Raw genomic sequence first — 14,918 nt, 5'->3', positions numbered from 1 at the left:
GCCGCCATGAGCAATGAAACTGTTGTTGTGAAAATCCTCGATAAAGAGTACCAGGTCGCCTGCCCGCGCGAAGAGCGCCAGGCATTGCTGGAATCGGCCCAGTTACTGGATGAACGCATGAAAGCCATTCGCAGCACCGGTGCTGTCATCGGCCTGGAGCGCATTGCGGTGATGGCGGCGCTCAACCTCAGCCACGAACTGCTCCAGGCGCGCCAATCCGGCAACCAGGGCAAGGGAGCCAACCAGGCTGACCTGTTGCGCCTGCACGAAAAACTGGATCGCAGCCTGGCCAACAAAATCGATTAATCCGCCCCCAATCCTCCCTGAAACGCCCGCAGCAGCGGGCGTTTTTGTTGGCGCCCAGGCACACTCGATCAAGGCGCCATCAAACTGTGCACTTACCACACAAATGGGTAAAAAACCGCTAATTTCCAGTGTTTTTTAAGATTGATTACGCCTAATTTTTTACAGGCTTTGAGCATAAATTCATTTGCGAAAAGCCATAGGAGCTGGGTTATACTGGCGCAAAGCCCTGGGATGTACGCAAACCGACTATGTCCTTGAGCCGATAATCGTAGCCCGGCAGTATCTCGTTGTGTTTGGTGTGCATGTCCGCCTGACGGAAAGCCTAAAAAGCCACAGGTATCGCCACCTTGAACCTTTGGGTTCAAGGCCAGCTTGGTAGCGGCATTTCGGGGTTTTCTTTCTGTACCAAAGGCCAAAAATCATCGCGATTTTTGGCCTTTGTCGTTTATGGTGTGCATTCACCCTGATAGTGCGAGAGAACCTGTATGACCGATGGGGATTTGCGCCAGCCACTGCGCGCCCGGCTCAGAGCCCGGCGGCGCAGCCTGAGCCCACAGGAACAACAACAAGCCGCCCTGCTGCTGGTGCGCCAGCTATTGAAAATGCCGCAGCTGCTGCGCGCCCAACATATCGCCCTCTATAGCGCCAATGATGGAGAGATAGACCCGGAGCCCCTGGCCCGGCAGCTCTGGAAAATGGGCAAGCACACCTACCTGCCGGTCTTGCGGCCGGACAAGCCACGCGAACTCTGGTTTGTCGCTTATGGGCCGGATACCCCCCTGACCCCCAACCGTTTCGGCATTGCCGAGCCCGACTTCCGCCAGGCCCATCGCCTGCCGCCACATTTACTGGATATGGCGCTGATGCCGCTGGTGGGGTTTGATCGACAGGGCACACGCCTGGGGATGGGGGGCGGGTTTTATGACAGGACCTTTGCCTTTAAACAGCAAAAGCCCAAAGGCAAACCCTATCTGGTGGGATTGGCGCACAGCTGCCAGGAAGAGGAATCACTCGCGACAGCCAGTTGGGATATTCCTTTATTTGCCCTGGCGACCGAGCAGGAATTGATCCTCTGCGCCAGGTGAACCCCATAAACAACCACTCCCGCCGCAGCGGGAGTGGTTGTTTTATCTCGGTTGATGCGTAAAGCCGTTTACTGTCGTCCCTACAGCCGCCTATTCCCGGGCACTGGTGATTTCTGTTTCGTCTGTCACTGTCGCTTCAGCCGTTGAAAACAGGGTTCCCACGTCTACCAGGGTGACACAAACCCCCAGGGCAAACACAATCAAGACCAACGTGAATAAATCGACTTTCATGGGGTTACCTATTAATTTTTTCTTGTAAAGGCATACCGCTTTATTGCGCTCTTGTTAATGGGAAGACAAGCCTGCACACAAATGATGCACCGACATCATAAGGAGCCTTTAACCAGAATGAAATATACGACTGGAGAAATTCTACAAAATTCACTCTTTTTGCGCACAAATGCGAGCAAGGTTGACTTTTTTAAGCGAACTTATGCAATTTCGCCCCGATCATGAAAGCAAAAAGCCCGCCAAGGCGGGCTTTTTGTCGGATTTATCTGGCACTTAAAGTAAATGTTGTCCGGTAGTCCCCCCCTAGAGGGTCGAGACACGGCTGGTCTTATCCCCCAAACGGCTGCGCAGCCAAACCGAGGCACTTTGCTCTGCCGTCAGGGCAACCGGGGCCGTCCAGGGCTGCCAGCTGGCGCCCTTGTCCAGGCTGAACTCAATTGCCAATCCCGGTAAAGCGGTGTTGGCCAGCAACTGACCAGATTCAATAACCGCACCCGGCGGCGGCAGGTAAAGATCGGCACCGGCCTGGACTAACCTGGGCAGATCGCGCTTGGCCAGGGTATGGGCAAACTGCGCCCAATCGGCGGTGCGGGCAGTTGTATCCGGCGCATTCGATTCCCAGGCGGCCTTGTGCCAGGCGCGCTCACCCAGCGACATCAGGCGCGGATAGATCATCTGCTCCAGCTGCTGGGCGGTGCGGATGGTTTCGCTCCAGACCTGGCCCTGCATGCCCAGCAGGTTTTCCGGCTTTTCCAGCTTGGGCAGGGAGCGCCCCACCAGGGCCTCCAGGTTATCAATCGGTGTGCCCTCGCGGGTAGTGTCGGCATTGGCATAGAAGTTATCCGGCATAAACCCGAATACCTTGCCCGGGCTGGTATAGCGCGCCGCCCAGTAGTAACCGCGCTCTTCCGGGTGGGCTTCGTGGGGGTGGTCAAAATAGAGATGGGTTCCCGCCGAGAGGATGACCTGGTAGCCGGCGTTCGCCAGGCGATAGGCGCGATCTGCCACACCCCATTCCCAGATGTTATCCCAGGCATTGGCCAGTACCCGCTCGTTGGCAAACGCCTTGCGGTTAAAGGTATTGTTGGGGTCGTACATCAGGCCGTCTTCCCAGCCGACCAGCGCCAGGCCGCGCTCATGGGTAATCGCCGCCAGCTTGCTGACAAAATAGGGTTTGAGGTCTGCCGGGCCGGCAACCCCCTCTTGCGTCGCAAACAGGGTTTTACAGGCGGGAGACTCCACCCAGGAGCCCGCCCCCACCTCGTCACCGCCCATGTGGAAGGTGTTGAGCTTGAGCCCGGCCTTGCGATACATCTGCTGCAACTCATACACCACCTTGTCGGCAAAGGCGTAGGTCGAGGGCAGGCAGACATTGATGGAGTTGTCGGTGTAGTTCTGTACCGTGAGGTATTGGGATTTATCCGCCGGATCAGACAGCAGGAATTGCTCGGCTTCGGCTTTTTTACCCGCTTTCAACAACTTGTGATAGCGCGCGTCCATGGCTTTGACAGCAGCGCGGGCGTGACCGGGCATATCGATTTCGGGAATTACCTCGATATGGCGTGCCGCCGCGAATTTGAGAATCTCGACAAAATCCTCTGCCGAGTAATAGCCATTACCCGAACCGGATTTGTGCGGGCCGGTACCCAACTGGGTCAACAGGCAGGACTGCTCGGTGAGGTCAAAGCAGCGGAAAGCACCTACCTCGGTCAGCTCCGGCAGGCCGGGAATCTCAATACGCCAGCCTTCGTCTTCTGTCAGGTGCAGGTGCAGCTTATTGAGCTTGTAGCGCGCCATCTGCTCGATCAGGCGCAGGGTGACCGCCTTGCCGTGGAAGTTACGGCCCATGTCGTAGTGCATGCCGCGCCAGGAGAAGCGCGGTTGGTCCTTCACCTCCACCACTGGCAGCGTGTACTGGGCAGCCGTTTGGGCAGGCAGCAGGCTCAATAGGCTCTGAACCGCGTAAAAAGCACCGGCGTTATCGCTGCCGCGGATCTGTATCACTTCTTTGCCAATACTCAGGTGATAGGCTTCGGAGACCCCGCCCGGTTCCAGTGCCAGCCGAATCACTGGCCCCTGGGCCGGGATATGGTCTGCCGCACTGTTCAGCTCCAACCCCGCCGCCTTGAGTTGCGCCACCAGGTAGCGCGCTTCGGAGGTCAGGCTGCCGGCGTAGCGGATCTGCCAACTGCCATCCAATTGAATACTGCCGCGCCGGTATTTCACCGACTTGGGCGTAGGAATAATGCCGAGCTGTTCCACGGGCTTGATCGCGTTAACCGCGCGATTGCTTTCGTAACGACCGGCGGAAGTCACTATGGGGAAAGCGTCTGCCGTGGGGGCATTAAAGCGCAATTGCTGTTCCGGACGCACGAAAGGCGACACAAAACGGGTCAGGTCTTCGGTATCGGTATTGGCAAATACCGCCGCCTCTAAGCCCGGCTGGGCGATGAACGCGCGCGGCATAAAATCGCTGTAGCTCACAATCCAGTTACCGCCTGAATAGGGCACTTCCAGGCTGGCACCGGCTGCCAGGCCGGTAAAATCCGCGCTGGGTTCCAATGCGTGTAAATCGCCCTGGACATGTTTGATTTGCAAACCTGCAACCTTGTTTTCGTGCAACTTGCGGATGGAGTGGATGTAAATGCGCCAATCGCCCTTGCCAGCGGGCAAGGCAATTGCTGATTGGTTATTCAGGGTTAGCTGTGCCTGGAATTGGCCATGCCCCAGGGCAAAGTTGCTCACTGGTGCAAATGCCAGTTGCGCATCGCGAGCAAACTGGCTGAGCTGTGCCTGGGTGAGGTTACCGGCATTCGCCCCCACCGCCAGTCCCTGCCCCATAACAGCCCCGAGGATCAGGGCCATCCAGCCCGACCGGGAAATTCGACCCGCTACCTTCATGAATCCGCTCCTGTCTATGCAATGCTTGGGTGTGATTTTGGATATTCTTGTAAATAAAACACGACTGACAACGTTGTCCAGATTACACCAAAACCCCGATCATGCCAGTCCCTGAACATAAATTAACCCTGCCAGTCCGCAAAAGCGGCCCCCCAAACACCGGTATTAACAGGTATTTACCCTGGGCTCTGGCATACTCTCGCCCATCGCGGGGTCCATCACCCTGCGCCCTTTAAACAGATACAGGTTAACCCGGGCATGTTAAAAGCGATTTTGTTTGACCACGACGGCACGCTCGTCGATTCCGAGGAAGTACATTACCAACTCTGGCGCGAGATCATGCGCGCTTATGCGGTAGACCTGAGCGCCGAGGAATACCGCGATTACTACTCAGGCATTCCCACCGCAAAAAATGCACTGGACCTGACTGTACGCCACCAGTTACCGATTGACGCACCTTCGCTCGCCGCACAAAAACACCAGGTCACGCGCGACTACATAGCGCGCACCGCCTTTCCACTTATGCCCCATGCCGATGCGACCGTGCGCCGTTTCGCCGCTACCGGCGCACAGCTCGCCGTGGTCACCGGCTCAACGCGCAACTGCGTCGATGCCACCTTGGCCGCTTACCAGTGGCAGCCACTGTTTAGCACCATTGTGAGCAGTGAAGATGTGAGCAATAACAAACCGGCTCCCGATAGCTACCTGCTGGCATTGCAGCGCCTGGGGCTCAGCGCGCAAGAGGCTATCGCCATCGAAGACACAGCGCACGGCCTGCAGGCGGCAACACGCGCAGGCATTACGTGTGTGGCGGTGCGCAATGCCATGTCACAGAGCCACGACCTGTCCAACGCGATCCAGGTATTTAACCATTTGCAGGAAGCGGCGGATTGGGTGGTGCAACATTACCGTTTTTAAGGACAGGACACCGATGAACCCGATACCGGTTTTTATTCGCTATTTGCAACAGCTGCAACACATGCTGCGCCTTATGGAGGCTCATACACAAGGCGACTGCCAACTGCTTGGGCAACAATTGCATCCCCATATGTTGCCGCTGCTTGCACAGGTGCGCACCGCCGCCAATTTTGCGCCGCGCGCCCTCTGCCCGTTACTCGGGCGTGAACGCATAGGTTTTGAAAATAGCGATCACAGTTATGCGGGATTGCAACAGCAGTTGGCAGAGACCATCCAGTGGCTGACACAACTCCCTACCGAAGACATAACACCGGCCTGTGCCAGCATCAGCGATAAAGCGGGTTTCCAGGACCTGGATTTGCCGGCACAAGAATATCTGCAGCAATACGCGCTACCGAATTTCTTTTTTCACCTGGGCATGGCCTATGCGATAGCGCGCCATGCCGGTGTTCCGCTCAGCAAGGGGGATTTTGATGGCTATCACCAGTATCCCCCCGGCTTTTCCTTTGTGTGAGCGTCTGTTGGGGATAGCCTCAGGGTGTACTTTCGTTGAGTAAGTGCAACAAGACACCGTTGGTCCAACCGAAGCCATCCTGTAATTCATATTCGCCACCGCCGCCGGCCACATCCAGGTCATAGACGTTGTATTTTTCCACCAACTTTCCGGTGTTGCGGTAAACGCGCTGGTTGAGTGCAATCCAGCGCTGTTTGATCTGCTCCGCCGCTGAATTGTGGTGATAATTGCGCAGGCCCTGGATGGTCAGCCATTGCAGCGGCGCCCAGCCATTGGGCGCGTCCCACTGCTGGCCTGTGGTCGCCAGGGTCGTGGTCACACCGCCCGCCTGGATAAAATGCGCCTCTATCTGTTCGGCGACCCGGTCGCCCGTGCGCTGGTCGACCATACTGAAATAAAGCGGGTAAACCGCCGCCAGCGACATGACCGGCGTCTGTTGTGCGGCGACATAATCGTAATCGTGGAAAAATCCCTGCTGCGCATTCCAACAGTAGCGCAGCAACGCCTGTTTGCGCTGCTCCGCCAATTGGTAGTAATGCGTGGCCTGATCCTGGTCGCCCTGCAAGCCATAAATATGGGCCAGCATCCGCTCCAGGTTAAAGACCAGCGCATTCAAATCCACCGGGATAATATCGGTGGTGTGGATGCTGGCCATGCCATTGCCATCTTTGAACCAGCGGCTGCTGAAGTCCCAGCCGGATTCTGCCGCCGCGCGAATATGGCGGTACAGCTCGCGCTTGTTGCCGCCGATGGCTTCCGCCAGTTCGTAGTCTTCGCGGAAGGATTCCGGGCGCGGCGCGGCTATATCATCCCAGTAGCGATTGAGTATGCTGCCATCCGGCAGCAGCACCACACGGCGATGCGCGGGTGCAGCGGGCGAAAGTTTAGCGGCGCCCTCCATCCAGAATTCATATTCCCTGCGCAAATGCGGCAAATGCGCGAGCAGCACCGACTCACCCTGTTTATTGGCCAGCAACTCCACCATCAGGGCGTAAAAAGGCGGCTGGGAGCGGCCCTCGTAATAGGTGCGATTGCCGTTGGGAATAAAGCCGATGGTGTCGATCAGGTGTGAAAAATTATTCACCATACCCTCCATCAGATCCCAGCGCTTCGATGCCTGCAAACCGAGCATGGTGAAATAGCTGTCCCAGTAGTAAATTTCGCGGAAGCGGCCGCCGGGAACGACATAGGGGTAAGGTAAGGGCAGCAGGGTTCCCGCCTCCTGCCTGTCCGGTTGGCGGGTGAGCACATCCCAGAGAATGTCGATATGCTTTTCCACCGGGCGCGAGGTATCGCTGACAAAACCGGAGGCAATGCTCGGCGGCAGCTCAAAATACCGGTGAACAAAAGCGGCGAGGTCAAAACCCGCCTGCTGTTGCCGGACATGGTAAAGCTCGGCGATTTCCGCCAGGGGCAATTTGGGATGGCTATCCACAAAGGTTTTTGAATCGGCAAAAACGCCTGACAACTGGATTTCTTTGAACATAGAGTTTTCGCGATCAGTTAACCCGCTTGCATAATCTATCCGTACCGCTGTTCCACCGCCCGCCCTGTCTGTTGGTATTGAACAGGACACCAGCAGACCCAACACCAGCGACAGCCACAATATCCGCTGCATAAACCCACCCCGCTGACACTTGAAGGTTTAAAAAGGGAGCCCTCCTGGTGACGGGCTCCAAGTGCTAAGCAGTCAATGCTCCGGAACCATCGGCGCTCCACACCGGATGGCCCGGGTGCAGCGCTCTTGTACTGCTTGAGCGAACGGGCAAGCCTAAAAGTTGTACCCCACACTGAACTTCACATTGCGCGGCAGTATGTAACGGCCGTTGGCCGAGGTGCCCACGGCGCGCGGATCGCTTTCGGTCAGCGCCAGTTCGTCGGTGGCATTATCCACGGCCAACTGGACGTTGAAGTTGTCCACGCTCACCTGCACCCCAAAATCGAACTTGGTATAGCTGTCGAGTTTGTTGGTGTTGGCATTATCGCCGTAGCGATCACTGATCAGGCTCAGGGTGCCGTAGACAGACGCTTCTACACCGTTGTTAAACGCAAACTGGTAGCTGGGCGTCAGGCGCACCTGGTGGGTGGGCTGGCGCAACACCTGATTGCCGGCCAATTCGCCGTTATCGATTTCCGGCTCCTGGAAGGTGGCGTTGAGATCCAGCACAAAATCGCCGAGGAACAATTTGCCGTCCAGTTCCACCCCCACCGCTTTGGTTTCCAGGCGATCACAGCTTGCGCCGCCCACATCGCAGAAGGGCTGGCCCTTGGTGTTGTTGGAAAAGGCCGTGGCGTAGAGCGAGTAGTTGTCGCGCGCCAGTTTGTAACCCAGCTCAAACTGGCTGACATCGATAACCAGATCCGAGCCATTGTTGTAATCGCCGCGGAAATCGCGATAGGCATCGAAGTCCGGGTATTTGTGGCCATCGTTAATGCGCACAAACACCCCCATATCATCGCGGAAATTCCAGTTGACCGCCGCGGTGTAGGAGACTTTGTCCTCATCGGCGCTTGCAACAAAATCGGTAATGCCATCGCGCGGCCCATCATCGTCTGTGGTGTGATCTACCGCATAGTGGGTCTTGCGATTGACGACGCGCACACCGGCGTCGAGGGTGACATCGCCGATATAGGTTTCACCGGCGATATAAAACGCATTTTCACGCGCATCGCCCAGGGCGTCCACATCGTATTTCCAACTGCACGTGGCCACCTCCGGGCCCTGGCAGGCATCGCTGATACTGGCGGGGCTGATCATCTCGCCGTTGTGGCCCAGGCGATACCACTTCTGGTTACCGATGGACCACCATTCATCCACTTCCCAGCTGGAGGTGTAATAGCCGAGGGTGAGTTTGTAATTCTCCCAGCGCTTGGCCAGGCTGAGGTCGTTGTTGAACGCCTTGATATCTTTCATCACCACCCAGGGGCCGAATTGCTGCACCAGATCATCGGCGGCTACCGCCGCGCCAGATACCGTTTCACCGGCTGCACCGCCGTTCAGGCTGCCCAGGCTGACAGCCGCGCCCTGGGGCACAAACCCGAGGGTATTGGCGGCACCCTTGGTCAGGCTGAAACGGTCGGTAAAGGTCCAGTCGTTGTTCAGGTTCAGCTCGACGGCACCGCCGGTAACGCTGCCATTCCAGCCGCGCCCCTCACCCATATCGAAGGATTCCCAGCGGGTTTCCGAGCCGCCTTCACCATCGGCACCACTGATTGGCACCAATACCAGGCGGTTTGCCTGCCCCACCTGGGTGTAGCTGGCATCCAGGCCGGTTTTTATCCCATCCACATCCAGTGCAACCGGCAGATACCAGGTGCCGTGGTCATCGGTGCTGCGGTGGAAGATATTGGCTTTGCCGTTATCCAGGATCTTGGTGATATTGATGGTGATCTGGTGGCCCTCTTCCGCATTGAAGCCGGCGTCGCGCACACCGGGCGAAGAACTGACGTAGCCGCCGATCATGTAGTAGAGATCCTGATCCAGCTTGCCGCTGATCACCGCATCGATACGCTGCAATTCGTAGTCCGAGGTAGTGTAGCGCACCGTGCCCTCAGTCTCCTCGCCACCTTCCTTGAGGATAAAGTTGGTGGTCAGACCCACCTGGCCATTGGAGTAGACCGGGTTGGGGCCGCCGCGCAGGCCTTCGAGGCGGGCGATGGTTTCATCGACGCGGAACAGGGTGGAGTTTTCCATAAACGACAGGGTCGGCGCCGGGTAGAGCGCCAGGCCGTTGATGGCGACGGTGACAAAATCCGCATCGCCGCCACTGGGCAGGCCGCGCACAAAGATATTGGCACCGGATACACCGCCGGAGCTTTCCACCCAGACACCGGGAATGGTTTTGAGCAGATCCGCGGTACTGGCGGGCGCTACCTGCTGGATCTCCTCGTCGCTGACGGTGGAGATGGCAAAACTGGCATCGAACCTGCGCACCGAGGCACCGCCGGGGGTGCCGGTGACGATCAATTCCTCGACGGGCCCGGCCGCCCCCGGCTGCGCCAGGGCCGGCAGGCTCAGCAGAGCCAGGGCGAGGGAGCTGATAACCTGTGGAAAATAACGCTGGTGATTAACTGTGGCCAGGGCATGAGCCAGAGGGTGTTTGTTCATGGTGTGTCTCCTCCCATAGGGGGTAGTTATTGTTAGTCAATGCGGAGCCGGGTGAAGACAGCAACCGCCGGGCATTACCGCATCGCCTTTTTATGCTAGGTGATAAAATTTTATTTAGCAATCGATTGCAATTCTTTTTGCAATCGATTGCTGATATGTAATCGATCACTTAATTCATAATGTTTCTATAGGCGTTTATTTTTACCGCAATCGATTGCAAACCAATCGGATATTGCTATGATGGCAAATCCGCCCGGTTTTTGAGCAACACAAATCCGGGAAGCGGCCAATAATTTCATAAGAAACGCTTTTGACGAGATCTTCACCATGCCCCTTGCCCCCCACCAACGCCTGATTGCCCTGGTACTGATGCTCAATTACTTCCTGTTTGGGCTGCTGCTCAACAGCGTGGGGATAGTCATCCTGCAATCGATCAACAGCTTTGGGATCAGCAAGGAAAGTGCCGCTGTCCTGGAGGGCTTTAAGGATATTCCCATTGCCATCGTCTCGTTTTTTGTCGCCGCCCTGCTGCCGCGCCTGGGCTATCGCCGCGCCATGATGATCGCCCTGGCAGTGGTGGTGGCTGCCTGCCTGGCTATGCCCCTGCTGCGCGAGTTCTGGGCCAGCAAACTATTCTTTTTGTGTGTGGGCGCCGCCTTTGCGCTGGTCAAGGTATCGGTCTACGCCAGCATCGGCCTGCTCACCCGGGACAAACAGGACCACGCCAGCCTGATGAACACCATTGAAGGCATATTTATGCTCGGGGTTTTATCCGGCTACTGGCTGTTCGGCGCGTTTATCGATGCCCAAAACCCAGCCAGCCTGGGCTGGCTGGATACCTACTGGCTGTTGGCGACTATTTGCGGAATCAACCTGCTGGTGATGATGGCGGTGCGCTTTGATGATCGCCCGGCGCGGGATGACGGGGCGCGTCCGCTGGATGACTTTATCGCTATGCTGCGCCTGGCGGCGCGTCCGCTGGTGTACACCTTTGTCTTCTCATTGTTTTTGTACGTCCTGATCGAGCAGGGCATTGGCAGCTGGCTGCCGACGTTTAATAACCAGGTGCTGAAATTACCGGCGAGCATCAGCGTGCAAATCACCAGCCTGTTTGCCCTGAGCCTGGCGCTGGGTCGGCTGGGCGCCGGCCAATTGCTCAAGCATATTCCCTGGCACTGGCTGCTCAGCGGCTGCGTGCTGGCGATGGCCACCCTGATGTTGCTGACCTTGCCGCTGTCCCACCAGGTGGAGGCCGATCCCCGCGCCCACTGGTTCAACCTGCCGCTGGTGGCTTATCTATTCCCGCTGATTGGCCTGTTTATGGCCCCCATCTATCCGGTCCTGAATTCCGTGGTACTCAGCGCCCTGCCACGCCAGCAGCAGTCATCCATGGCCGGGTTGATTATTCTGTTCTCCGCGCTGGGAGGCACCACCGGCTCAATGATTACCGGTATGATGTTCAGTCGCTTCAGTGGCCAGACAGCGTTTTATCTGGCACTGGTTCCCATGGCGATTATTTTGCTGTTGCTCTTCCAACTGCGCCGTCGCACACGCGAACCTGTGCCGGCACCTGTTGTATAAACGCAACGGCTTTCATACCATGGCATGACAATCATGGTTTTTTTGGATGTACCCATGCCCAGCAAATCCCTGCCACCGGTTTCCATTGCGGACATTGCCCGTCGCGCCGGGGTCGCTGAATCCACCGTTTCACGCGCGCTCAACAATAACCCCATGATCAACGCGCAAACGCGCGAAAAAATCCAGGCGCTGGCGCGCGAGATGAATTACAAGCTGAATACCGGGGCGCGCAACTTGCGCCTGCAGCGCAGCCACGCCATATCGATTGTGATTAACGCCGAGGTGCGCGACGGCCAGGGTTTTTCCGACCCGTTTATGATGGACATGATCGGCGCCATTGCCGATGAATTGCACCGCCATCACTACAGCCTGCTGTTTTCCAGCCCTGCCATTACCAGCGATGACTGGCACGCCCATTTGCTCGGCTCCAAGCGCTCCGATGGCCTGATCGTGATCGGTGCCGGCCGCGACGACCAGCCCCTGCGCCAATTGCACGAGCAGGGCGATGCCATTGTCGTTTGGGGCGCACCGCGCGGTGACAGCAATTACTGCGTCGTGGGCAGTGATAATTACCAGGGTGGCCAGCTTGCCGCCACCCATTTACTCAGCCGCGACTGCAAGCGCCTGGTATTCCTCGGCGACATTACCCACCCGGAAATCGAACAGCGCTTTCAAGGTTATGTTGACCGGCTTACCCAAGCCGGACACTCAACCCAGGAGCGCCATCGACAATCGGCGTTTTCCATTGAGTCAGGTTATGCACAGGTAAAATCCCTGTTGCAACAAGGGCTCGATTTCGATGGCATCTTTGCCGCCAGCGATAACATTGCCATGGGCGCCATCAAAGCCTTGCAAGCCCATGGCCTGGATGTCCCGCGCGATGTATCGGTGGTGGGCTTCGACGATATTCCCATGGCCCCCTACTTCACCCCGCCACTCACCACCATCCGCCAGGATATACATCGCGGAGGGCAATTATTGGTAGAAAAAATCCTCGCACGGGTTAATGGCGACACAGTCACCTCGGAACAACTGAAAACCGAATTGGTAGTCAGGAGTTCCTGATTACAACCCGCCGGTCAATTCCCCTGACAGCCTTTGTCAGGGGTTGACCTTAACCTAGTGGCAAGCTTGAAAATCCCATCGTCATATGACCAAGGAGCCTGCCATGTCACTCTCTTCTGTTTTCCTGCCTTTTTGCCGCTCGCCCCGGTCACCCAGCCGCCCAACGCCACTCACTCCAGCGCCGGAATCCGCCCGGGTGAGCGCCCTGTTAAAAGCGGCCCTGTGCGGCAGTGCACAGGATTTCCAGGAGCAAATTCACCCGCACATTCGCTGTGTTGGCTTTCCCGAATTCACGCCGCACAATCGCGAGGAATTGTTCGGCTTTTTCAATTACCTGCTGGAAGTGTTTGCCGAACCGCAATTAACCATCGAAGAACTGCCCGGTACTGCACAGCAGGCGACGGTGGAATTTTGTGTACGCGGGCGACATCGGGAAGAATTTATGGGATTACCGGCCACTGGCGGCCAATTGCAACTCTGCGCGCAATTGATGGTGCGCACGGAGGCGGAGGTGATAACAGACATGTGGATCTGCGATAAACGCATCAGCCTGACAACCACCACCGGCAGCGTGTATCGCTTGCACCTGCCGCGCGAACAACAGGAGCATCCTCTGCGATAAACCGCTCGCCAAAGACGCTCCGGTACCTCAAACATTCACAAACAGCCCCATTCCGGTAATACCACGTTACGGGCCGGGCCAGATTCCGGTAAAATCGCCGCCATTTTTACGGGGTTGGCTAGACTGTCTGCAAGATCCCTTTTACAAAGGCTTGCTGCCAAGCCCCACCTGTCATCCACCAGAGAGTTCCCCATGAAGCAACTGATGGCGCTGCTGGCGCTTTTGAGCATCCACACTCACGCCCAAGCCGACATGTTTGCCGTCTTCCGCAACGAAGACGGCAGTACCCGCTGGCAATACGTCGCCAACACCTCTGCCGGTATACTGATCATTACCCTGGCCATAGTGCTCGGCTTCCTGGTGCGCGCCCACCTGCGCGCCCTGCGCTACAACCGCGCGCTCAAGGACATGAAAGCCACCCTGGAAGAGCGCGTGGTTGAACGCACAGCGCAATTGCAGCAAAGCAATGAAAACCTGCACCAGCGCGAGGCCTATATCACCGGTATTGTGGACTCCATGCCGGTGATGCTGATCGGTTTAAACAAACAACTGGAAATTACCCAATGGAACCGGGTGGCCGAATCCATTACCGGACGCCCGATTGCCGATGTACTGGGGCAAAACCTGTGGAAGGCCTACTCAGCCATCACCCTGACACCCGAGCAGGTGCAGCAGGTGCTGGCCACCAAACAAACCCTGCAACTCAAACACCACCAGCGCGGCCAATACAGTTTTGATATCACCGTCTACGCCCTGGGTGAGGATAACGAAACCGGTATTGTGATCCTGGTCTCCGACGTCACCAAACAAGTGAATGCGGAAACCAAACTGGCGGAGCGCGATAAGGTATCGGCCATGGGTGAATTGGCATCGGCCATGGCCTATGACATCAGCCTGCCAATCAACAATATTTTTTCGCGCGTCTCCAGCGCGCGCCAGGAAATCGAAGCCGCCGACCTTGGCGAAGTGAAGGAGTTTTTATTGCAGGAAGTGGAAACTGTCCGCCAAAGCGCGCACCAGGCTACTGCCATTGCACACAACCTGCTGGACCTGGCGCGCGCGCATCGCGACAGCAAACAACCTGCTGCTATTGCGCCTATCATGGATCATGCCATTGAACTGGCAGGTAACCTGTTTACCGATAGCAATGGCCTGAGCTTCAAAGACATCAACATCCATCGCCAATACGCGGATAAGCTGCCGTTAATCCCCTGCTTTCCCGCTGAATTGCAGCAGGTTTTTGTGCGCGTGATGCGCAGCGCGTTTTACGCACTCAATGCCTATGCCCAGCGCGACACCTTTGAGCCGGTCATCGACCTGGAAATCAGTGAGTTCTACGAAACCCTGTGGATCAAGATTCACCACAACGGTAAGTGTTTGAGCGCAGAAGAGCAGTTGGATATTTTCCAACCCTATTTTTCACTCACCAACCATTCATCACACACTTACCCGGCAGAACAGCGTTTGTCCTACTCCTACTTCATCATTACCGAACACCATCGCGGCCAGATGGCGGTGACCTCCACCGAGGAAAACGGCACCAGCTTCCATATCCAGTTGCCGATGGCGTAATGTTTCTAAACGCGC

At 56.9% G+C, this 14,918-nt stretch carries 12 protein-coding genes and 1 other RNA gene; 9 read left to right on the top strand and 4 right to left on the bottom strand.

The features are described 5' to 3' along the window. The first annotated feature begins 6 nt into the window (after positions 1–6). The 3 genes from CJA_RS01435 to CJA_RS01430 all read left to right on the top strand — a co-directional run bounded on the left by CJA_RS01435 (position 7) and on the right by CJA_RS01430 (position 1,391). On the top strand, positions 7–306 hold the full coding sequence (locus CJA_RS01435; RefSeq protein ID WP_041551879.1) for a cell division protein ZapA: 300 nt from the start codon (positions 7–9) through the stop codon (positions 304–306). Between the two features lie 220 nt (positions 307–526). Then, a non-coding RNA gene (ssrS, locus tag CJA_RS18915) (6S RNA) lies at positions 527–703 on the top strand. Between the two features lie 88 nt (positions 704–791). Then, positions 792–1,391 (top strand): 5-formyltetrahydrofolate cyclo-ligase, encoded by a 600-nt coding sequence (locus tag CJA_RS01430; RefSeq protein ID WP_012485971.1) that lies wholly within the window; start codon positions 792–794, stop codon positions 1,389–1,391. Between the two features lie 90 nt (positions 1,392–1,481). On the opposite strand, the gene CJA_RS19525 is transcribed toward CJA_RS01430, so the two are convergent. Beyond that, the gene (locus tag CJA_RS19525; RefSeq protein ID WP_012485970.1) at positions 1,482–1,622 is read right to left on the bottom strand and encodes a hypothetical protein; all 141 of its coding nucleotides are present in this window, start codon (positions 1,620–1,622) and stop codon (positions 1,482–1,484) included. A gap of 303 nt (positions 1,623–1,925) precedes the next feature. Further along, entirely contained in the window at positions 1,926–4,523 is a 2,598-nt protein-coding gene (locus CJA_RS01425) for a family 20 glycosylhydrolase (RefSeq protein ID WP_012485969.1), read from the bottom strand. Positions 4,524–4,781: 258 nt separating this feature from the next. On the opposite strand from CJA_RS01425, the gene CJA_RS01420 reads away from it, so the two are divergent. Together CJA_RS01420 and CJA_RS01415 are read left to right on the top strand one after the other, a co-directional pair. Then, positions 4,782–5,441: an HAD family hydrolase gene (locus CJA_RS01420; protein ID WP_012485968.1), complete on the top strand. Its 660-nt coding sequence runs from the start codon at positions 4,782–4,784 to the stop codon at positions 5,439–5,441. 13 nt (positions 5,442–5,454) lie between these two features. After that, entirely contained in the window at positions 5,455–5,955 is a 501-nt protein-coding gene (locus CJA_RS01415; RefSeq protein WP_012485967.1) for a DUF1993 domain-containing protein, read from the top strand. Between the two features lie 19 nt (positions 5,956–5,974). Here the strand turns inward: CJA_RS01415 and treF are convergent, their stop codons facing one another. Then, positions 5,975–7,573, bottom strand: a complete 1,599-nt coding sequence (gene treF, locus CJA_RS01410; RefSeq protein ID WP_012485966.1) for an alpha,alpha-trehalase TreF — start codon at positions 7,571–7,573, stop codon at positions 5,975–5,977. Between the two features lie 153 nt (positions 7,574–7,726). Then, complete coding sequence (locus tag CJA_RS01405) at positions 7,727–10,063, bottom strand: TonB-dependent receptor (protein WP_012485965.1); 2,337 nt, start codon at positions 10,061–10,063, stop codon at positions 7,727–7,729. Positions 10,064–10,390: 327 nt separating this feature from the next. On the opposite strand from CJA_RS01405, the gene CJA_RS01400 reads away from it, so the two are divergent. The 4 genes from CJA_RS01400 to CJA_RS01385 all read left to right on the top strand — a co-directional run bounded on the left by CJA_RS01400 (position 10,391) and on the right by CJA_RS01385 (position 14,903). Continuing rightward, the gene (locus tag CJA_RS01400) at positions 10,391–11,644 is read left to right on the top strand and encodes an MFS transporter (RefSeq protein WP_012485963.1); all 1,254 of its coding nucleotides are present in this window, start codon (positions 10,391–10,393) and stop codon (positions 11,642–11,644) included. A gap of 54 nt (positions 11,645–11,698) precedes the next feature. Further along, positions 11,699–12,709 (top strand): LacI family DNA-binding transcriptional regulator, encoded by a 1,011-nt coding sequence (locus CJA_RS01395; RefSeq protein WP_041551874.1) that lies wholly within the window; start codon positions 11,699–11,701, stop codon positions 12,707–12,709. 103 nt (positions 12,710–12,812) lie between these two features. Then, the gene (locus CJA_RS01390; RefSeq protein ID WP_012485961.1) at positions 12,813–13,331 is read left to right on the top strand and encodes an ester cyclase; all 519 of its coding nucleotides are present in this window, start codon (positions 12,813–12,815) and stop codon (positions 13,329–13,331) included. Between the two features lie 192 nt (positions 13,332–13,523). Next, a complete protein-coding gene (locus CJA_RS01385) occupies positions 13,524–14,903 on the top strand; it encodes a sensor histidine kinase (protein WP_041550872.1) in 1,380 nt (459 codons plus the stop codon). Positions 14,904–14,918 lie beyond the last annotated feature (15 nt).

It is taken from the genome of Cellvibrio japonicus Ueda107 (assembly GCF_000019225.1).
Taxonomy (GTDB): domain Bacteria; phylum Pseudomonadota; class Gammaproteobacteria; order Pseudomonadales; family Cellvibrionaceae; genus Cellvibrio; species Cellvibrio japonicus.
This window is presented reverse-complemented; position numbering and strand designations above follow the sequence as displayed.